20 protein-coding genes, 1 tRNA gene and 1 pseudogene are annotated in these 19,751 nt (G+C 65.7%); 8 read left to right on the top strand and 14 right to left on the bottom strand.

Going from position 1 to position 19,751, the window contains the following annotated elements; genetic code table 11:
* Positions 1–23: 23 nt before the first annotated feature.
* Both lipB and lipA read left to right on the top strand, forming a co-directional pair.
* Positions 24–707, top strand: a complete 684-nt coding sequence (gene lipB, locus AC6H42_RS07845) for a lipoyl(octanoyl) transferase LipB (protein ID WP_497547778.1) — start codon at positions 24–26, stop codon at positions 705–707.
* Between the two features lie 4 nt (positions 708–711).
* Positions 712–1,707, top strand: coding sequence for a lipoyl synthase (gene lipA, locus AC6H42_RS07840; protein WP_057154192.1), 996 nt, complete (start codon positions 712–714; stop codon positions 1,705–1,707).
* 359 nt (positions 1,708–2,066) lie between these two features.
* Here the strand turns inward: lipA and AC6H42_RS07835 are convergent, their stop codons facing one another.
* The gene (locus AC6H42_RS07835; RefSeq protein WP_497547777.1) at positions 2,067–3,110 is read right to left on the bottom strand and encodes a 2-dehydropantoate 2-reductase; all 1,044 of its coding nucleotides are present in this window, start codon (positions 3,108–3,110) and stop codon (positions 2,067–2,069) included.
* A gap of 131 nt (positions 3,111–3,241) precedes the next feature.
* Between AC6H42_RS07835 and AC6H42_RS07830 the strand changes: the two genes are divergently transcribed.
* The 3 genes and pseudogenes from AC6H42_RS07830 (at position 3,242) to AC6H42_RS07820 (ending at position 4,995) form a co-directional block, all read left to right on the top strand.
* Positions 3,242–3,664 carry a PaaI family thioesterase gene (locus AC6H42_RS07830; protein ID WP_497547776.1) on the top strand — a complete coding sequence of 141 codons (423 nt, stop codon included), beginning with the start codon at positions 3,242–3,244 and terminating at the stop codon, positions 3,662–3,664.
* Between the two features lie 17 nt (positions 3,665–3,681).
* Positions 3,682–4,083: pseudogene (locus tag AC6H42_RS07825) on the top strand (group I truncated hemoglobin); the annotation flags it as partial.
* A gap of 45 nt (positions 4,084–4,128) precedes the next feature.
* Positions 4,129–4,995, top strand: a complete 867-nt coding sequence (locus tag AC6H42_RS07820) for a DUF3034 family protein (protein ID WP_057154325.1) — start codon at positions 4,129–4,131, stop codon at positions 4,993–4,995.
* Positions 4,996–5,025: 30 nt separating this feature from the next.
* Here the strand turns inward: AC6H42_RS07820 and AC6H42_RS07815 are convergent, their stop codons facing one another.
* The 5 genes from AC6H42_RS07815 to AC6H42_RS07795 all read right to left on the bottom strand — a co-directional run bounded on the left by AC6H42_RS07815 (position 5,026) and on the right by AC6H42_RS07795 (position 8,338).
* Positions 5,026–5,535, bottom strand: a complete 510-nt coding sequence (locus tag AC6H42_RS07815; protein ID WP_057154188.1) for a TlpA disulfide reductase family protein — start codon at positions 5,533–5,535, stop codon at positions 5,026–5,028.
* 2 nt (positions 5,536–5,537) lie between these two features.
* Positions 5,538–6,161 (bottom strand): BON domain-containing protein, encoded by a 624-nt coding sequence (locus tag AC6H42_RS07810; protein WP_057154187.1) that lies wholly within the window; start codon positions 6,159–6,161, stop codon positions 5,538–5,540.
* Positions 6,154–6,750, bottom strand: a complete 597-nt coding sequence (locus AC6H42_RS07805) for a phosphoheptose isomerase (RefSeq protein WP_497547775.1) — start codon at positions 6,748–6,750, stop codon at positions 6,154–6,156. The genes AC6H42_RS07810 and AC6H42_RS07805 overlap by 8 nt, the downstream gene beginning before the upstream one ends.
* A gap of 76 nt (positions 6,751–6,826) precedes the next feature.
* A complete protein-coding gene (locus AC6H42_RS07800) occupies positions 6,827–7,183 on the bottom strand; it encodes a YraN family protein (protein ID WP_497547774.1) in 357 nt (118 codons plus the stop codon).
* 9 nt (positions 7,184–7,192) lie between these two features.
* On the bottom strand, positions 7,193–8,338 hold the full coding sequence (locus AC6H42_RS07795) for a penicillin-binding protein activator (RefSeq protein WP_497547773.1): 1,146 nt from the start codon (positions 8,336–8,338) through the stop codon (positions 7,193–7,195).
* A 201-nt stretch (positions 8,339–8,539) separates the two neighbouring features.
* On the opposite strand from AC6H42_RS07795, the gene rsmI reads away from it, so the two are divergent.
* Both rsmI and AC6H42_RS07785 read left to right on the top strand, forming a co-directional pair.
* The gene (gene rsmI / locus AC6H42_RS07790) at positions 8,540–9,451 is read left to right on the top strand and encodes a 16S rRNA (cytidine(1402)-2'-O)-methyltransferase (protein WP_497547772.1); all 912 of its coding nucleotides are present in this window, start codon (positions 8,540–8,542) and stop codon (positions 9,449–9,451) included.
* A 127-nt stretch (positions 9,452–9,578) separates the two neighbouring features.
* Positions 9,579–10,229 (top strand): hypothetical protein, encoded by a 651-nt coding sequence (locus AC6H42_RS07785; RefSeq protein ID WP_057154183.1) that lies wholly within the window; start codon positions 9,579–9,581, stop codon positions 10,227–10,229.
* 16 nt (positions 10,230–10,245) lie between these two features.
* Here AC6H42_RS07785 and AC6H42_RS07780 read toward each other — a convergent pair whose 3' ends face one another.
* Positions 10,246–10,932, bottom strand: coding sequence for a hypothetical protein (locus AC6H42_RS07780; protein WP_497547771.1), 687 nt, complete (start codon positions 10,930–10,932; stop codon positions 10,246–10,248).
* Between the two features lie 120 nt (positions 10,933–11,052).
* On the opposite strand from AC6H42_RS07780, the gene AC6H42_RS07775 reads away from it, so the two are divergent.
* Positions 11,053–11,129, top strand: a tRNA-Pro gene (locus AC6H42_RS07775).
* Positions 11,130–11,266: 137 nt separating this feature from the next.
* On the opposite strand, the gene AC6H42_RS07770 is transcribed toward AC6H42_RS07775, so the two are convergent.
* The 7 genes from AC6H42_RS07770 to bioA form a co-directional block, all read right to left on the bottom strand.
* Positions 11,267–12,178 carry a hydroxymethylglutaryl-CoA lyase gene (locus AC6H42_RS07770; RefSeq protein WP_057154181.1) on the bottom strand — a complete coding sequence of 304 codons (912 nt, stop codon included), beginning with the start codon at positions 12,176–12,178 and terminating at the stop codon, positions 11,267–11,269.
* Between the two features lie 13 nt (positions 12,179–12,191).
* A complete protein-coding gene (locus AC6H42_RS07765) occupies positions 12,192–13,124 on the bottom strand; it encodes a 2-hydroxyacid dehydrogenase (protein ID WP_497547770.1) in 933 nt (310 codons plus the stop codon).
* 13 nt (positions 13,125–13,137) lie between these two features.
* Positions 13,138–15,195: an acetyl-CoA carboxylase biotin carboxylase subunit gene (locus AC6H42_RS07760; protein WP_057154179.1), complete on the bottom strand. Its 2,058-nt coding sequence runs from the start codon at positions 15,193–15,195 to the stop codon at positions 13,138–13,140.
* Between the two features lie 110 nt (positions 15,196–15,305).
* On the bottom strand, positions 15,306–16,349 hold the full coding sequence (bioB, locus tag AC6H42_RS07755) for a biotin synthase BioB (protein ID WP_497547769.1): 1,044 nt from the start codon (positions 16,347–16,349) through the stop codon (positions 15,306–15,308).
* Between the two features lie 13 nt (positions 16,350–16,362).
* Positions 16,363–17,082 carry a dethiobiotin synthase gene (gene bioD, locus AC6H42_RS07750; protein WP_157200858.1) on the bottom strand — a complete coding sequence of 240 codons (720 nt, stop codon included), beginning with the start codon at positions 17,080–17,082 and terminating at the stop codon, positions 16,363–16,365.
* Positions 17,083–17,215: 133 nt separating this feature from the next.
* Positions 17,216–18,412, bottom strand: coding sequence for an 8-amino-7-oxononanoate synthase (gene bioF, locus AC6H42_RS07745; RefSeq protein ID WP_497547828.1), 1,197 nt, complete (start codon positions 18,410–18,412; stop codon positions 17,216–17,218).
* Positions 18,412–19,749, bottom strand: coding sequence for an adenosylmethionine--8-amino-7-oxononanoate transaminase (gene bioA / locus AC6H42_RS07740; protein WP_057154177.1), 1,338 nt, complete (start codon positions 19,747–19,749; stop codon positions 18,412–18,414). The genes bioF and bioA overlap by 1 nt, the downstream gene beginning before the upstream one ends.
* Between the last annotated feature and the right edge of the window lie 2 nt (positions 19,750–19,751).

Below are 19,751 nucleotides of genomic sequence, written 5' to 3'. Positions count from 1 at the left end.
CATCACTGACTTATAATGTCGGGATGTCTATCGCCCCGGCAATCATCCGCCACCTCGGCCAAGCCGAGTACGAACCCACCTTCGCCGCCATGCGCGCGTTCACCGACGCGCGCACGCCCGATACGCCCGACGAACTGTGGATCGTCGAGCATCCGCCTGTCTTCACGCTGGGCCTGGGCGCCGACCGCGGCCACCTGCTGGCGGGCGCGGCGGCCATCCCGGTTGTACAGACCGACCGGGGCGGCGAAGTCACCTACCATGGCCCCGGCCAGGTGGTGATCTACCTGATGATGGACCTGCGCCGCAACAAGCCGGGCGGCAAGCTGTACGCCCGCCAGTTCGTCCATAAAATCGAGCAAGCCATCATCAATGTGCTGCAGGCGTATAATCTCGGCGGTGAACGCGTCGAGGGCGCGCCCGGCATCTATATCGCCGGCGGCCCGAAAAAAGGCGCCAAGATCGCCGCGCTCGGCCTGAAAGTGCGCGGCAACGGCTGCACCTACCATGGGGTGTCGCTGAATGTTGGCATGGACCTTGCTCCGTTTACCTGGATTAACCCATGCGGCTACTCCGGACTGGAAACCATCGATATGCGATCCATGGGGGTTGAAGCGCCGCTTGCCGACGTGCAGCTGGCGCTGGCCAACGAACTGGTGCGGCTGCTTGAGGCAGCTGTTCCCGCCGAAGAAACTACTGTATCAATTTAAGCCTATGACCACCGAGACCCCTTCCAGCACCGCCCCCGCCGCCCCAGCTTACAACGCTAGCGAAAAGCAAAAAGGCGCCAGCAAGACCTCGCGCATTCCGATCAAGATCACGCCGATCGAGCAGATCGAGCGCCTGAAAAAGCCGGACTGGATCCGCGTCAAGGCCGCCTCGGCGAACACCCGCTTCTACGAGATCAAAGAGATCCTGCGCGAGAACAAGCTGGTCACCGTGTGCGAAGAGGCGAGCTGCCCCAACATCGGCGAATGCTTCGGCAAGGGCACGGCCACTTTCATGATCATGGGCGACAAGTGCACGCGCCGCTGCCCGTTCTGCGACGTCGGCCACGGCCGCCCGGACCCGCTGGACGTCGACGAGCCGCAAAACCTGGCCAACACCATCGCCAAGCTGCGCCTGAGCTACGTGGTGATCACCTCGGTGGACCGCGACGACCTGCGCGACGGCGGCGCCCAGCACTTTGTCGAGTGCATCACCAAGACCAAGGAACTGTCGCCGAAGACGCAGATCGAAGTACTGGTGCCGGACTTCCGCGGCCGCCTGCAAAAGGCGCTCGACATCTTCGCCAACGGCCTGCCGGACGTGATGAACCACAACCTGGAAACCGTGCCGCGCCTGTACAAGGAAGCGCGTCCGGGTTCGGACTATATGCATTCGCTGAAGCTGCTGAAAGACTTCAAGGCCATGTACCCCGGCGTGAAGACCAAGTCCGGCATCATGGTGGGCCTGGGCGAGACCGACGAGGAAATCCTGCAGGTGATGCGCGACATGCGCGAGCACGACATCGACATGCTGACCATCGGCCAGTACCTGGCGCCGTCCAACAGCCACCTGCCGGTGCGCCGCTACGTGCACCCGGACGTGTTCAAGATGTTCGAGGAAGAGGCCTACAAGATGGGCTTCAAGCACGCCGCCGTGGGCGCCATGGTGCGTTCCTCGTACCACGCCGACGAACAGGCGCATAACGTGCTGGAAGCCGTGTAAGCCTGGCGCAGGTGCGCATCGAACCGTCCTGGAAGCTGCAGCTGCAGGACCGGTTCGGGCAGCCGTACTGGTCCTCGCTGACCGCCTTCGTGAAGGAAGAGTACGCGGCGGGCCACTGCTGCCCGCCCGGCCGCGACATCTTGCGCGCCGTCGGCCTGACGCCATTCGACGACGTCAAACTGCTCATCCTGGGCCAGGCCCCCTACACATGCCGGGCTTCTACGCAGCCTGAGTGGACCCGGCACGGTTGGCCGCAAAATGCCGCCCTACCTCGCCGATGGACCGGCGTTTTTAAAGGATGGCTCCGTTACTGGCGAGTGCAAATCACTTTCCGCACCTATCGCGCAGTCCTGGCAGAGCTAGTGCGTGTCTGCCGTCGAGGACAATATCTTGAACATGTCTGCGGCGCCGAGCGTGCCCTGTTTGCCCTCTTCCGCCGCCGTCACCAGTTCCGTCATGCGGCGGTTGACGGGCGCATCCATGCCCAGCGAGGCCGCCAGCGCCGTGATGGCGCCGTTCAGGTAGTGCACTTCGGTCTTGCGGCCGGCCTGCAAGTCTTCCCACATCGATGAACGCGCTTCCGGGTCTATCTTCAGCATGGACGCCGCCACCCGCGTGAACAGCGCGTCCGGCAGCCGCAGGATCAGCGAGAACGCGCGCGGGCCGACGCTGACCACCTTGGCCGGCTTGATGCCCGCCCTGGCCAGCACCGCGCGGCCCTCGTCCACCATCAGTGCCAGCGAGCGCCGGTAGCCGCGCTGGCGCAGCTGCTGCACCAGCGGCACGCCGGACAGCGCGTTCACGGAATTGTTCAGGTTGATGAGCAGCTTGCCCCACTGGATGGACGCGAAATCCGCACATTCGGTGACCGGCAGCTGCGCCGCTGCGAACGCGGCCAGCCACGGCTGCAGCGCGGGCGATGCCTCCGCCATCAGTTCGCCCGCCGTGCCCCGGTGCAGGCGGCCATCGGGCATTTGCACCACGTTGAAGGGCGCCATGCCGCCGAGTACCGTCCAGCCGGGCAGGATGCGGCGCAGCGTGTCCGCATTGCCGACGCCGTTCTGCAGGCTGAGTACCAGTGCGCCGGGCCCCGCATGCACACGGATGGCCTCGGCTGCCGCTGCTGTGTCCGCGCTTTTCACCGTCACCAGGATCAGCGCGGCGCCAGCCAGCGCGGCGGCATCGTCCGTGTAGGGTATGCGCGCGCCGTCCAGTCTTAAAGCGCGGCCATGCAGGTCGGTCAGCTGCAGGCCGTGCGCGGCGATGCGCTGGCGCATGCGCGCCCGCCCCAGCAAAGTCACATTGGCGCCCGCGCCCAGCAGCGCGCCGCCGACGTAGGCGCCGATCGAGCCGGCGCCGAAGACGGCGATCGCGCCGGGAGAGGGAGCAAGCGGACTGTCCATGAATAGCAATAGAATACTGTTGTGGGCCAGGCTCCAATATGAACGCAAACGCCGTCGTGAACAGTAAAAATAGAGACAATCCGGCGGCGCTTCTCTATGATTCGTCTAAGACAAAGTGAATGGAACAACGCATGAACGCACCGAAATTCAGCATCGAACAGTTCAACGAACGCAGCGAAGGCAAACTGCCAGGGCACATGGGCATCCACTTCACGGCCATCGCCCCGGGCGAGGCCAGCGCTGAACTGACGGTGGCGCCCCACCACCTGGCGCCGAACGGCTACCTGCACGCCGGCACCGTGGTCACCCTGGCCGATACCGCCTGCGGCTACGGCTGCATCGCCAGCCTGCCGGAAGGTGCGGTCAATTTCACCACGCTGGAGCTGAAGTCCAACCATCTCGGCACCGCGCGCGAGGGCGTCGTTGCCGTCACCGCCAAGGTGGCGCACATGGGCCGCACCACCCAGGTCTGGGACGCCACCGTGGTGCACAAGGATACGGGCAAGACCATCGCCATGTTCCGCTGCACGCAGATGATCCTGTATCCGAAGTAAGGCGCTAAGGATTGCTCATGATCGAAGCCGCCCGTACCGCAACGCTCGGCCTGCTGCTGGCGTCCTCGCTTGCCTGCGCGCAGACTCCGTACAACGACGATGCCACCTACCGGGGGCTGGGCGGCCAGGAAGGGATCAAGAAGATCACCGATACCTTTGTCGCGCTGGTGCTGGCCGACCCCCGCATCAAGGAGTCGTTCGACGATTTCGACATTCCGCAGCTGAACCTGCGCCTGCAGGAGCAGTTCTGCGAGTTCGCGGGCGGCCCGTGCAAGTACACCGGCAAATACCGCGACAAGACCATGGACGGCGTGGGCACGGTGCGCGACATGAAGTCGGTCCATATCGACCTGAAGATCAGCAACGCGCAGTTCAACGCGCTGGCCGAGGATCTGCAGATCGCCATGGAACAGCACGGCGTGGCCACCAGCGTGTCGAACAAGCTGATCGCCAAGCTGGCGCCGATGCAGCGCGATATCGTGACGTCCTCGCCGGGTGTGCAGCTGGGCGCCCGGCCGGACATGGGCAAATTCCTGGCTACCGGCGGCGTGAGCCAGCTCGAAGGCGCCGGTGGCGGCGGCATCACGCCGTGGGCGCTGATCACCGGCTACGGCTCGCGCGACAGCTGGGGCGCCAATGCCCACTACACGCAGGTGAAAACGCAGGACTATTCGCTGGGCGCCTACGGCGTGGCGATCGGCATCGGCGACCGGCTGGAGCTGTCGCTGGCGCGCCAGGACTTCAAGGGCGACCTGGCGCCGCTGCACGACTTGCGCATCAAGCAGGACATCGTCGGGCTGAAGGTGCGCCTGATGGGCGACGCGGTCTACGAGCAGGACTCCTGGCTGCCGCAGGTGGCGGCGGGCATCATGTACAAGAAAAACAAGGGCGTCGGCGGCCTGGGCGCGCTGGGCGTCACCAATGTGACCCAGCTGGGCGCCAGGGATGACAGCGGCTACGACTACTACGTGGCCGCCACCAAGGTGCTGTTCGAGCAGAGCCTGCTGGTCAATGCCACCTTGCGCGCCACCAAGGCCAACCAGATGGGCATACTCGGCTTCGGCGGCGACCAGGGCGACCATGCCAGGATCATGCCGGAAGCGTCGGTGGCCTACCTGATCAACCGCAAGCTGGCGCTCGGCGCCGAGTACCGCCGCAAGCCGCACAACCTGGGCGTGGACCCGGAAAAAGCCTACTGGGACGCTTTTGTGGCCTGGTTCCCGACCCGCAACATGTCCGTCACGGCGGCCTACGCCAACCTGGGCGAGATCACGGTGTTCAACAAGAAAAAGCAGAAGGGCTGGTACCTGTCGGTGCAAACCGGCTTCTAAAACGAAAAGGACGCCGGCGGCGTCCTCTTTTTAACCCTGCAGCGCTTTTTCAAGCAGCTTGTGCAGCGCCGGGAATTCCGGCTCGCCCACGTAGCGCTTGATGATGCGGCCTTCCTTGTCGATGACGAAGGTGGTGGGCGTCATGGCCACGTTGCCGTAGGCCTTGGCCGCGTCGCCCTTCACGTCCAGCGCCACCTTGAACGGCAACTGCCGCGTTTCCGCGAAGTTCAGCACGTAACTGGGCGGATCTTCCTTCATCGCCACCGCCACGAACTCCAGGCCCTTGTCCTTGTACTTGTTGTACGTGTCCACCATCTGCGGCATTTCCTTGACGCAGGTGGCGCAGGAGGTGGCCCAGAAGTTCACCATCACCACCTTGCCGCGCAAGCTGGCCGGCGTGATCTGCTCGCCTTTGATGCCGAGGAAAGTCACATCCGGCGCACTGCTGTGCTGGTTCAGCGAAAAGTAAGCGGTCACTCCCAGGCCGGCGATGACAGCGGCGGCCAGGGCGGGTTTGATCCAGGCGGTGGAGGAGGACATGATCAGTTGGCGGCAGGTTTAGGCTGGTACTGTTTCCATTCTTCTTCAGTAATATACTCGAAAACCTTGACCACCTTGTAGACGCCGCTCACGCCGCGCGCCACGTCGGCCGCGATGGTGCCTTCGCGCTGCGTCACGCGGCCCATCAGGTAGACGTTGCCGCGCTCGGTGACCACCTTGAAGGAGTTGGCCGAGATGTCTTTCATGTCCACCAGGCTGGCTTTCACCTTGGTCGTGATGAGGGCGTCGTTCGAGCGCGAGGTGTAGCTGGCCGGACCGGCGATTTCCAGCTCGTTGGTGACCGACAGCACGCCTTCGATGGCGCGTACTTCGCGTTCCACGTTGTCCTTCATGGCCTGGTCGCGCACTTCGCCGGTCAGCAGCACGCGGCGGTTGAAGCTGGCCACGTTCACATGGCCGGCGTCGCCCACCAGGTTGGGCAGCTTGACTTCGGTCTTGACGGCGATGGCCTTGTCTTCGGTTTGTGCGCCGAAAGTGCGGCGGTCGGATGCGGCCAGGGTGCCGCCCACGGCGCCGCCCACCACCAGCGGAACGCAGGCGGACAGCGACGACAGCAGGACAGCGCCAAATACCACGCGGCGAACTACGGTGCCGGCTTTACTCATTCACATCTCCTCCAAATAGCGCGACGTCGATGCCGTCGCACAAAGCATGTATGGTCACCAGGTGGACTTCCTGGATGCGGGCGGTACGGTCGGCCGGTACGCAGATGTGCACGTCGGCGTCGGTCAGCATTTTGCCGATGGCGCCGCCGCCCTTGCCGGTCATGGCGATCACGCGCATCTCGCGTTCCAGCGCCGCTTCGATGGCCGCCATCACGTTGGCCGAGTTGCCGGACGTGGAAATGGCCAGCAGGATGTCGCCGGCCTGGCCGAACGCCTGCACCTGCTTCGAGAAGATCTCGCGGTAGCTGTAGTCGTTCGCCACCGCCGTCAGGATGGAGGTGTCGGTGGCCAGCGAAATGGCCGGCAGCGGGAAGCGCTCGCGTTCGAAGCGTCCCACCAGCTCGGCGGCGAAATGCTGCGCGTCGGCAGCCGAGCCGCCATTGCCGCAGGCCAAGATCTTGTTACCGTTGGACAAAGCCGAAAACATCAGTTCAATAGCCTGCCAGATCGGCTGCGCCAGCACGGTCGCGGACTGGATCTTGATTTCGGCACTTTCGTGGAAGTGGGAGAGGATGCGTTGAGTATTCATGGTGTGGGATTATAGTGCAGTCGCGAGACAGACCGGACAAGCGCTGTTAAAAATGCTTACATATCAAGCAGGGCGCTCAGGAACCCGCCTCCAGCACGTTTTTGAGCCAGCTTAACTTCCCGGCATCGATGGCCACCAGGTCGAAGCGGCACGGCGGCAGCCGTTTCATGCGCAGCAGGTAGAACTGCGCGGCGTGGACCAGGCGGCGCTGCTTGGCCGGCGTGACGCTGGCGGCGGCGCCGCCGAAGCCGCGGCTGGTCCGCTGGCGCACTTCGACGAACACCAGGCCCTTGCCGTCGCGCATGATCAGGTCGATCTCGCCGCCCTGGCAGCGGAAATTGCGCTCCACCAGTACCAGGCCGTGCTGCTGCAAGTGGGCCAGCGCCTCGTCCTCGCCTGCGTTGCCCTGCAGCTGCCGCGTGGTGAGGGGCATGGCGCCGGCCTAAGGCTGCACCGGTTGCGGCACGCCGTTCTTGTACACCGCCGGCTGCACGCGCCGCTCGAACACGGCCGGGCCGTCGCCAAAGCGCACCTTCAACTGCCCGGTCACCCCATCCAGCTTGAAATCGGCGCTTTGCTTGTGCTGCGCGTTGCGGGCGATTTCGTGCGCGATGCGGAAGGCGTCGATGCCCAGCGCGTACAGGCGCTCCATGTCCGCGTCCCGGCCCACCGTTTGCGGATAGACCATCACCGCCGGGTGGTCGCGCTGTATTTGCCATGGCAGGTCCAGCAGGCGCACGCCGTCCAGCTCGGGGCCGGGCAGCTGCCTGGCCTTGCCAGGGTTGAGCGACGAGGTGCCGTAGACCGGGATCTCGCCCAGCGGCGGCGCCTGCAGCGCCACGCGCAGCTGGCGCGCCTGGTCCGGGTCCAGCGCGGCGAACACCAGCGCCGACGGCTCGCTTTGCAGCCGCGCGCGCAGCGCCACCATTTCGCCGTCGCTCAGGTAACCGTTCAGCACCATCATTTCCGCCGTCTTGGCCGAGCGGCCCAGGCGCTGCCATTGCGCGGCGAAGGCGCTCGCGCTGCGGCGCTGGTACTGGGCCTGATTGGACAGGATGTAGGCGATGGCGCCAGGCTGCTCGCGCGCGGCCCAGTTGGCGGCCTGGCGCGCCTCGTCCTCGATCGACAAGCCGATCACCAGCATTTGCGCAGGCAGCGTGGTTTCGCCGCGTCCGTCCGGGTGGTTGAGGGCGATGGTGGGTTTCTGCACCAGCGGGCTGGCCGCCACGGCGGTGACCGCCGAACGGGCCAGCGGGCCGACTATCATGTCCTGCTGCTCCAGCGCCGTGCCGTAGGTGGCCAGCACGTCCTGCGCCGCGTCGCCGGTTTCGATCACGGTGACGGCGATGCCCGCGCGGTCGCGTTCCCAGGCGGCCAGGAAGCCGTCGCGCACGGCCTCGGCGGCCACGCGCAGCGGTTCGGAGCGCAGCGGCAGCATCAGGCCGATGCGGTAGCCGGGAGCGGCATCGGCTGCCGCGCCTGCGGTGGCGCTGGGAGCAGCGGCGGATGCGTCCGCGCCGGCGCTGGCCGGCAGCGCGGCAGGCGATTCGGTCTGCGTGCCGGGCATGGCCACGGCAAAAGTTTCCACGACCGGCTGCGGCGCTTCCGGCGGGCGTTCCGGCGCGGGCCGGGGCGCGGCGGGCGCCGGTTGCGGCATCGGGCTTGTAATTGACGTCACAGGCGCGCACAATTTGCCCGGCGCGTCGCAAGGCGTGCTGCAAGCGCTGGTCAGACCGGCTGCCAGGCACAACAGCAGCATTTTCACTCTTATAGGCAGCATCCAACCTCCATGACAGACCAAGCAACCAGCATCGCCACCCTGCCCGTACTGGGCGAGACAGCCAACCAGACCTATCCTATCGCAACATTGTACGTAGTGGCGACCCCGATCGGTAATGTCACCGATATAAGTCTGAGGGGGTTGCATGTTTTGAGCCTGGTGGATGCGGTGGCCTGCGAGGACACCCGCAACACCGCCCAGCTGCTGACCCGCTTCGGCCTGCACAAGCCGCTCATCGCCGCCCACCAGCACAACGAGCGCGAAGCGGCCGAAACGCTGGTCGCGCGCCTGCAGGCGGGTGAACGCATCGCCCTGGTGTCGGACGCCGGCACGCCCGCCGTGTCCGACCCCGGCGCGCGCATCGTGGACGCGGTGCGCGCGGCCGGCCTGCGCGTGGTGCCGCTGCCCGGCGCCTCGGCGGCCGTGACGGCCATCTCCGCCAGCGGCCTGCTGAACGACCAGTTCCACTTCATCGGTTTCCTGCCGTCCAGAGCCAAGCAGCGCGAAACCATGCTGCAGCAACTGCGCAACGTCACCGCCACCATGGTGTTCTACGAAGCGCCGCACCGCATCGTCGAATGCGCGGCTGCGCTGGCGGCAGCGTTCGAGCCCACGCGCCAGGTGGTGTTCGCGCGCGAGCTGACCAAGCTGTTCGAAGAAATCCACCGCTGCCCGCTGTCCGAGGCCGTGGCCTGGCTGGGCGCGGACGCGCACCGCGAGAAGGGCGAATACGTGGTGCTGCTGGAAGGCGCGGCCGAAGCGGAGGACGCGCAGGACGCCGAAGCCGAGCGTATCCTGGCCCTGCTGGTGGCCGAGCTGCCCGTCAAACAGGCCGCCGCGCTCACCGCGCAAATCACCGGCCGCAAGAAAAACGCGCTGTACGAGCGCGCCCTGCAGATGAAGGCCGGCGCTGGCGCATAAACGCCCGGATGATATAAATTTAGCAATTGATTTGCAGCTGCTTTGGCCGCATACTGGGCTGTTTGATACTTAATGTTGTTCATTAAGCCATGCAAGTAACCCATCGCTGTTCTTACAAGGAGCTCTTATGATCTCGTCGGAAGAATTGAGCCAACTGACTGCCAAGGCTGCAAAAAAAGAGGCTTTTCAAATGGGAAAAGCCAACAAGTCCTGGGACGATTTTGAAAAGTGGATGAAGGACAAGTGGGGGCAGCCGCATGCGGCCAAGTTGCAGGCGCTGTACTACGATGCGATCGCGAATACCCAGATACTGGCGGACTACAACGCGGTGTGTCAGCGGTTTCTGAACCTTAATCTGGGAAATTTTCAAACTTGCAAAATCGGATTGAGTGAGCACCGTAAAGTGCGTCTTTGCAGTTTGGTCGATGGGCTGAATATTGCCCTGCCCGGTAATGTCGACTTCCAGCCGACCATACTCATCAAGCTGCAGCCCAGCTCCGAAGAGGCGGGCGGCAAGAACCGAAAAGAGCTGTTCAAGTCCCAGATCAAAGCCAGCGTTACCCTGCTCAACGCGGCTACCGCTTTGTTGACCTATCTATGCGATCTGTCGGATACGGCGCGGCAAAATATGAGATCCGAAGACGGACTGGATTTCCGCTTTCTGCTGACCACCGACTTTTACAAGACTGCCAGCGGCCTGCCGGGAGGAATTTGCCACGTCCAGGTTCATAAGGCTTTATCCGCCAAGTCCGCACAATTCTTCTTGCGCAAGGGGTGATTGCCGCCGGCAGGCGCTACCATTTGCAGCCGTGATCCTTTTTGTCCATGGCCAGCAATAGCGGCGCCAGCAGGCCGCCCGGGATGCCGTCCTTGCAGTCGGCGCGCGCCGCCCGCGACATCTTGCGCGCCAGCGGCGTTTCGCTGGCCAGCGGCTTCTCGGGAAATTGCCCCACCGCCGTTCCCGCCTTGGCCGGATCGCGCTCGTTCGCCACCTTGCGCGCCGAGCGCCGCGCCGCATCCATATCGAACTTTGGGGCCGTCTCGGCCTGTGCCGGCTCCGCGAACGGATCGGCCGGCGTCGCCGGCGCTTCCGATGCGGGCGCAGGGGCCACCCAGGTCATGCCCGGCGCTTCGCTTGTCGGCGTGGCCTCAGGGTTTGTTGCTGGCGCTGGTGTGCGCGCAGTGCGTTCCTTGCGGATGTTTTTTTTCGGCGGCGGCGGCGGTTCGGCTTGCACCGTCAGCGGCACGCGCTGCGGCGGCAGCGGCTGCGGGATGGGCGGCGCGACGGGCGCCGGGCGCAGCCAGACCGTGATGGTTTCCTGCTGCGGCAGTACGGGCGCCGGCGGCGTCCAGCCGAAATGGGACTGATACAGCAAGACCACATGCAGCACGATGGAAATCGCCACGCCGATGGCAATGCCGCCCGGCCTGCTGGCCGGCGAGCCATACCGCTCCACTGCGTAGGAAGAGTGCAGGCGCATGATGTTTTGCTTAATTAATATGCAGACAGTGTCCCATAACGAAGAAAAACCTGCATTTCTGAAGTTTTTTCGCCGCTGCCCTTGACCGAAGAAAACCCAGCTTGTATTATCTTGCTTCTTCGGAGTGTAGCGCAGCCCGGTAGCGCACCTGGTTTGGGACCAGGGGGTCCAAGGTTCGAATCCTTGTACTCCGACCAAAATTTAAAAACCCGCTTGATGGCAACATCAAGCGGGTTTTTTCTATTTCAGGCTGATGAAATTTAAGGCAAGCTAAGCCGCATTTCCCCCACCTCGGGGTCAGACCCCGAAGTGGGGGGGAATGCGGCTCAGCTTGCTAGCCGGCGCGCTTCGCCGCTATGGCGTTGCCGGCGCGGCTGGCGCCTTTGCGGCCCAGCACTTGCGAAATGTATTGCCCCGCGTCCACGACGATGTCGAGGTCGATGCCGGTTTCAATGCCCAGTCCGTTCATCATGTACAGCACGTCTTCGGTGGCCACGTTGCCGGTGGCGCCCTTGGCGTACGGGCAGCCGCCCAGGCCGGATACCGAGGAGTGGAAGATCGCAATCCCCAGCTCCAGGCTGGCGTAGATGTTGGCCAGCGCCTGGCCGTAGGTGTCATGGAAGTGCCCTGACAGGCCGTCCAGGCGGAACGCGCCAATGGCAGTTTGCATCACCGCCTGTGTCTTGCGCGGCGTGGCCACGCCGATGGTGTCGGCGATGTCGATCTCGTCGCAGCCCAGGTCGCGCATGCGGCCCACCACGTCGGCCACCGCGTCCAGCGGCACGTCGCCCTGGTACGGGCAGCCGAACGAGCAGCTGATGGAGCCGCGCAGGCGCAGGCCGTTGTCCTTGGCGGCCTTGGCCACGTCCACGAAGCGGGCGATCGATTCGGCGATGGAGCAGTTGATGTTCTTCTGCGAGAACGCTTCCGAGGCCGAGCCGAAAATCACCACCTCGTCCGCCCTGGCCGCCAGCGCCGCCTCGAAGCCTTGCATATTTGGCGTCAGCGCGGAGTAGATCGTGCCCGGCTTGCGCGCGATGGCGGCCATGACCTCTTTGCTGGTGGCCATTTGCGGCACCCATTTGGGCGACACGAAGGACGCCGCTTCGATGTTGGCGAAACCGGCGCTGGTAAGGCGGTCCACCAGCTCGGTCTTCACCTCGGCGGAGATGGTCTCCTTCTCGTTCTGCAGGCCGTCGCGCGGGCCGACTTCAACGATTTTGACTTGCTTGGGCAGTGCGTTCATTTGAGTCCCTTGTTCAGTATCCATGCTGGCGGTTGATGACGTCGGCCACCGCCTCGCCGCGTTCCATCTGGCGGATCTTGCCGGCGATTTGCTGCACGCTTTCGCGCCGCAGCGTCAGGGCCGAAATATGCGGCGTGATGGTGATGCGCGGCTCCTGCCAGAACGGGTGCTGCACGGGCAACGGCTCGTTGCGGAACACGTCCAGCGTGGCCGCCGCGATATGGCGGGATTTGACCAGCGTCAGCAGGTCCGGCTCGGCCAGGTGTGCGCCGCGGCCGACGTTGATCAGGTAGGCGCCTTGCGGCAGCTTGCACATATTGGTGCGGTTGAGGATGTTGGCGGTGTCCGGCGTCAGCGGCAGCAGGCATACGGCCACGCGCGAGCCACGCAGGAAGGTGTCCAGCCCGTCGGCGTCATGGAAGCACTGCACGCCGTCCATGCTTTTGGCGCTGCGGCTCCAGGCGCGCAGCGGGAAGCCGAACTCCTTCAGCGCCTGCAGTACGCGCGTGCCCAGCATGCCCATGCCCAGCACGCCCACTGAAAAATCTTCGCGGTTGTGTTGCTGCAGCGGCGTCCATTGCCCGGCGCGCGCCTGCGCCTCGTACTCGTCGAAACGGCGGTAGTAGCGCAGCACCGCGTGCGTGACGTATTCGGCCATCTGCACGCCCATGCCCGCGTCGCCCAGGCGCACGATGGGCACGTTGTGCGGCAGCTGGGCGTCGAACTTCAGGATGCCGTCCGCGCCGGCGCCGGTCAGGAATACCGCCTTCACATCGGCCAGCGCCTGCAGCATGGCTTCCGGCGGCGCCCACGTCACCGCGTAGTCGCAGGGCTGCAGCGGCTCGTCTGCTTGCCATACCACCACTTCGGCCTCCGGCAGGTGCCGCGCGAAGTCCTTGATCCAGGGCTCGGTCTGGCCATCCGCCCTGTGCAGCAAAATTCGCATGCCGCTCTCCTTCTCAGGCGGCGGCCTTGAACGCCAGCAGCGGAGCGCCGTCGGCAACCTGGTCGCCCACCGCGTACAGCACGTCTTCGACCAGGCCGTCGTGCGGGGCGGAGATGGTGTGCTCCATCTTCATCGCTTCCATGATGACCAGCGCGTCGCCCTTCTTCACTTGCCTGCCCTTCTCGGCCAGCACCGCCACCACCTTGCCCGGCATCGGCGCGGTCAGGCGGCCGCCATCGGCTTCGGCCTCGCCGGCATGCGCCATCGGATCGTTGTAGGCCAGCGCGTAGTGCGCGCCGCCGGTGAATACGTGGAACACATCCCCGTCGCGGCGCACGCTGCCGTGCCAGGCGGTGTCGCCCAGCTTGATGCTGAAGTCCGTGCCCTGCTGCGACATCAGGCTCAGGCGCTCGGGCTGCGCCTCGGCGCAAGCCGGCAGGTTGAACAGCCAGTCCGCGTCGCGGTAGGTGATCTGCACGTTGTAGGCTTTGGCCGGCAGCGCCGCCGCGTAGTCGTCCGTGAAGGACAGGCCGCGCGTGTAGGCGTTGTTCATGCGCCAGCCCAGCGCCTGTCCCCACGGGTCGGCGGCATTGGCGCCGGACTGCGCGGCCGATGCGTCCTTCTCTGCTTCGATCAGCGCCACGGCGGCCAGCGCCAGCGCGCCTTCGGCTGCCGGCTGGGCGGCCGGGAACAGCGCGTCGTGGTTGCGTTCAATCAGGCCGGTGTCCAGGTCGGCGGTGGCGAAGGCTTCGCCTTCCACCAGGCGTTTCAGGAAGGCGATGTTGGCCGCCAGCCCCACAATCTGGTACTGCGCCAGCGCCTGCGACATGCGGGCCAGCGCCTGCTTGCGGTCCGCGCCCCAGACGATCAGCTTGGCGATCATCGGGTCGTAGAACGGCGAGATGGCGTCGCCCTCGCGCACGCCGGAATCGATGCGCACGCCGGACGGATGGCCCGGAATGCCGCCCAGTTCGAAGTTCACCGCATCGGGCGTGTCCAGGTGGCGCAACGTGCCGATCGAGGGCAGGAAGCCCTTCTCCGGGTTCTCCGCGTAGATGCGCGCTTCGATGGCGTGGCCATGGATGCGCAGCTCGTCCTGCTTCTTCGGCAGCGGCTCGCCTGCGGCCACGCGCAGCTGCCATTCCACCAGGTCGGTGCCGGTGATCATTTCGGTCACCGGGTGCTCCACCTGCAGGCGGGTGTTCATCTCCATGAAGTAGAACGAGCCGTCCTGGTTGGCGATGAACTCCACCGTGCCGGCCCCGACGTAGCCCACCGCCTTGGCGGCGGCCACCGCCGCTTCACCCATGGCGGCGCGGCGTTCGTCCGTCATGTTCGGCGCCGGCGCTTCCTCCAGCACTTTCTGGTGGCGGCGCTGCACCGAGCAGTCGCGCTCGAACAGGTAGATGCAGTTGCCCAGCGTGTCGGCGAACACCTGGATCTCGATGTGGCGCGGGCGCTGCAGGTATTTCTCGGCCAGTACCTTGTCGTCGCCGAAGGAGCTGATCGCTTCGCGCTTGCAGGAGGCCAGCGCCTCCTTGAAGGCGTCCGAATTGTCAACCACGCGCATGCCTTTGCCGCCGCCGCCGGCGGAGGCTTTGAGCAGCACGGGGTAGCCGATGCGGTCGGCTTCCCGGTTCAGGAAATCGGCGTCCTGGTTGTCGCCGTGGTAGCCGGGCACCAGCGGCACGGCGGCCTTTTCCATCAGCGACTTGGCGGCGGACTTGGAGCCCATCGCGCGCATCGCCGAAGCCGGCGGGCCAATGAACACCAGGCCCGCTTCGGCGCACGCGTCAGCGAACTCGGCGTTCTCCGACAGGAAGCCGTAGCCGGGGTGGATCGCCTGCGCGCCGGTGGCCTTGGCCACAGCAATGATCTTGTCGCCGCGCAGATAGCTTTCCTTGGCGGCGGCGGGGCCGATCAGCACCGCTTCGTCGCACACCGCGACGTGCTTGGCATTGGCGTCCGCTTCCGAGTACACGGCAACGGTCTTGATGCCCAGGCGGCGTGCGGTGGCGGCGACGCGGCAGGCGATTTCGCCACGGTTGGCAATCAGGATTTTCTTGAACATGTGGTCTCTCTCTATTCAGCTCGTGGCTTTAGATTTTTTGGTGCGCTTGGCCGGTTACGCTTCGCTAACCCGCCCTACGGTGTTCGTGATCCGCTGGCAAAGAAGTTCGTTCAGCAGGCGCAGCTTTCCTTCTGCACCGATTCCAGCGTGTTGGCGCGGGTGGGCAGGCCCAGCTTGGCCAGCAGCGCGCGGTCGTCGTTCGCTTCCGGGTTGTCGGTGGTGAGCAGCTTGTCGCCGTAGAAGATGGAATTGGCGCCGGCCAGGAAGCACATGGCTTGCACCGCTTCGCCCATCTGGCGGCGGCCCGCGGACAGGCGCACGCGCGCCTTAGGCATGGTGATGCGGGCCACGGCGATGGTGCGCACGAACTCGAACGGGTCCAGCGGGTCCATGCCGTGCAGCGGCGTGCCTTCCACCTGTACCAGGTGGTTCACCGGCACCGATTCAGGGTAGGGGTTCAGGTTGGCCAGCTGCGCGATCAGGCCGGCGCGCTGCAGGCGCGTTTCGCCCATGCCGACGATGCCGCCGCAGCAGACCTTCAGGCCGGCGTTGCGCACGTGGCCCAGCGTGTCCAGGCGGTCCTGGTATTCGCGGGTGGAGATCACGTTGTTGTAGAACTCGGGCGCGGTGTCCAGGTTGTGGTTGTAGTAGTCCAGGCCGGCGGCCTTCAGGCGTTCGGCCTGCTGCTCTTCCAGCATGCCCAGCGTGGCGCAGGTTTCCAGGCCCAGCGCCTTCACTTCGCGTACCATTTCCTCGACCTTGTCCATGTCGCGGTCCTTCGGGCTGCGCCATGCTGCGCCCATGCAGAAGCGGGTGGCGCCGTTTTCCTTGGCCTGGCGCGCCGCTTCCAGCACGGTGTCGATGCCGAGGATCTTCTTGGCTTCCACGCCGGTGTCGTAGCGCGCGGCCTGCGGGCAGTAGCTGCAGTCTTCTTCGCAGCCGCCGGTCTTGATCGACAGCAGCGTGGCCAGTTCCACGTCGCCGGCCGGGAAGTTGGCGCGGTGGGTTTCCTGGGCGCGGAACATCAGCTCATTGAACGGCAGCTCGAACAGCGCCATCACGTCGTCCAGCGGCCAGGTGGCCGCTTCCGGCAGTTTGATGGCAGGGCTTGGGCGATGCAGTTCTACGGTCTTTGGTTCTTGCAGGGACATCATGTTTCCTTCACGTTCAGGTATTGTTGCGGCGGGCCGGCCAGTTCGGCAGGCCCGTAAAATTCAGGTGCGCGGCTGCCGCTGCGGCAGTCGGCTGTTCCAGGCGCGGCACGCGTCCCAGCAGCGGCGCCGGGATGCGCTGCGCCAGTGCGGCCACGTTCTCGTCGGCGAAATTCATCTCGGCTTGCAGCTCGTTGGCCACCCAGCCAACCAGGGTCAAGCCGCGCGCGACGATGGCCTCGACCGTCAGCAGCGCGTGGCTGATGCAGCCCAGCCGCAGGCCCACCACCAGGATCACCGGCAGGTCCAGCTGCTGCGCCAGGTCGGCGGTGTCGAAGCTGTCGTTCAGGGGCACGCGGAAGCCGCCCACGCCTTCGACCACCACCGCGTCGGTGGCGGCGGCGATCTCCAGGTAGGCGGCCAGGATGGGCACCGCGTCGATGGCCACGCCTTCCATAGCGGCGGCGATGTGCGGCGCCGCCGGTTCTTTCAGCATGTAGGGCGTGGTCAGCGACTGCAGCATGGTGACGTTGCCGGCGGCGGCCAGCTGGTCGGCGTCGTCGTTGTGCAGCTCGCCGTCGCGCAGCTCGGCGCCCGCCGCCACCGGCTTCATGCCGCAAGCGCGCACGCCCTGCTTCACCAGCGCGTGCAGCAGCGCCGAGGAAGTGAGGGTCTTGCCGATCTCGGTGTCGGTGCCGGTGACGAAGCAGGCGAAACGCGGCGGCAGGCCGGCCATCGCCGGCGCTGGCGATGGGCTGGCCTGCGGCGCAGCCGCCGCAGCAGGCGTGGCCAGGCCAACGGCAAGATCCGTGTCTGGCGCGGCCACGATCACATCCGGTGCGTCGGCGGTGGGCGCGATGGTCGAATTTTCAGGGCGCATGGCTGGTCCTTTCCAATGCGTTCAGTGCTGCGATGAGCTGTTCCACTTCGGCTGCGGTGTGGCCGGCGGCCAGCGTCACGCGCAGCCGCGAAGTGCCTTGCGGGACCGTGGGCGGGCGGATGCCGCCTACCCACAGGCCTTGCGCGTACAGGGCTGCCGCCGCGCGCATGGTTTCCGGGTTCTCGCCGATGATGATGGGCTGCACCGCCGTATCGGACGGCATGTGCTGCCAGCGTTGCAGCTTCAGGCCGGCGCGCAGCTGTTTCACCAGGCTTTGCACGTTGGCGCGGCGCGCGCGGCCTTCGTCGCCGGCGATGATGTCGATGCTGGTGAGCAGCGCGTGCGCCAGCGCGGGCGGCGCGGCGGTGGTGAAGATGTAGGGACGGGCTTTCTGGATCAGTGTTTCGATCACCACTTCATGCGCGGCGACGAATGCGCCGCCCACGCCGGCAGCCTTGCCCAGCGTGCCCATGTAGACCAGGTACGGCGAGCGCAGCTTGAAGTGCTCCAGCGCGCCGCGTCCGTTCTCGCCCAGGGTGCCGAAGCCATGCGCGTCATCCACCACCAGCCAGGCGCCGTGCTGTTCGCACAGCGCCAGCAGTTCCGGCAGCGGCGCCAGGTCGCCGTCCATGCTGAACACGGAATCGGTGACCACGATCTTGTTGGCGGCCGTGCTGGCGGCCAGCAGGCCGGCCAGCGCCGCCACGTCCGCGTGGCCGTACACCTTGATGGCGGTGCGCGACAGGCGCGCGCCGTCGATCAGCGAGGCGTGGTTCAGCGATTCGGAAAAGAACTCGGTGTCCTTGTCGCCTGCGGCCAGGCCGGTCAGCACGCCCAGGTTGGCCATGTAGCCGGTGCAGAAGTACAAGGCGCGCGGCGATTCGATATACGGGCCGACGAATTCGGCCAGGCGTTCTTCCAGCTGCGCGTGGGCGCGGCTATGGCCGCTGATCAGGTGCGAGGCGCCGCTGCCGGCGCCGTACAGCGACACGCCTTCCTGCAGTGCGGCCATCACGCGCGGGTGGCTGGCCAGGCTCAGGTAGTCGTTGCTGCTGAAGCACAGCAGTTCGCGGCCGTCCACCGTCAGGCGCGGGCCGGTGGCCGAATCGACGGTGCGGCGCTTGCGTATCAGGCTGCGCTCTTCCAGCACGTTGAGCTGGGATTGGAGATTGTTCAGCAGTTCCATCATGCCTCCGCTCCGGCCAGCGTTGCTTCGAACACGGACAGCGTGCGCGCGGCCAGGCCGTCGATTTCCCCGTCGTCGAGGATGTAGGGCGGCATCAGGTAAATGGTGGGACCGATGGGGCGCAGCAGCAGTTCCTGGCGCGTGGCTTCGGCGAAGTAGCGGCGCGAGAAGGTGGGGCCGGCGTCGATGGCGTCGAAGGCCCAGATCATGCCCTGCTTGCGGGCGTTCTTGATGCGGGCGTGGTTCGCCAGCGGTTCCAGCGCTTTCGTCAGGCGCGCGGCGCGCAGCTTGTTCGCTTCCAGCACGTTGTCCTGCTCGAAGATGTCCAGCGTGGCCAGCGCGGCGCGGCAGGCCAGCGGGTTGCCGGTGTAGGAGTGCGAGTGCAGGAAGCCGCGCGTCACGTCGGCGCTGTAGAAGGCCTGGTAGATCTCGTCGCGCGACAGCACCAGCGACAGGGGCAGGTAGCCGCCGCTGATGCCTTTCGACAGGCACAGGAAGTCCGGCCAGATGCCGGCCTGTTCGCAGGCGAAGAAGGTGCCGGTGCGGCCGCAGCCGACGGCGATTTCGTCCAGGATCAGGTGCACGGAATGCTGGTCGCACAGCGCGCGCACCAGCTGCAGGTAGATCGGGTCGTGCATCGCCATGCCGGTGGCGCATTGCACCAGCGGCTCGATGATGATGGCGGCGATTTTGTCGCCGCGTTCATTGAACAGGCGCTCGACGTCGGCGGCGGCGCGGCGGGCGACATCCTGTGCCGTCTCGCCTTCGGCAGCCTGGCGCGCGTCCGGCGACATCACCGTCTGGGTGGCGCGCAGCAGCGGGCCGTAGGCGTCCTTGAACAGCGCCACGTCGGTCACGGCCAGCGCGCCGATGGTCTCGCCGTGGTAGCTGCCCTTGAGGCAGACGAATTCCTGTTTCCCGGACCGGCCCTTGTTGCGCCAGGAGTGGAAGCTCATCTTCAAAGCGATTTCGACGGCGGAGGCGCCGTCCGATGCGTAGAACGCGTGGCCGAGCTTGTGGCCCGTCAAAGCGGCCAGCCGCTCGGACAGCTCGATCACCGGCTCGTGCGTGAAGCCGGCCAGCATGGCGTGCTCCAGCGTGTCCAGCTGCTCCTTCAGCGCGGCGTTGATGCGCGGGTTGGCGTGGCCGAACAGGTTCACCCACCAGGAGCTGATCGCGTCCAGGTAGCGGCGGCCTTCATGGTCGTACAGCCATGCGCCACGGCCGTGCTTGACCGGGATCAGCGGCACAGTCTCATGGTGCTGCATCTGGGTGCACGGATGCCATACACTGCGCAGGCTGCGTGCTACCCAATCACTTTGTAAATTCGATTCCAAAC

The organism is Massilia sp. NBRC 108631, from assembly GCF_059704565.1.
The sequence above is the reverse complement of the archived record's forward strand: the minus strand, read 5'-3'. Positions and strand labels throughout refer to the sequence as shown.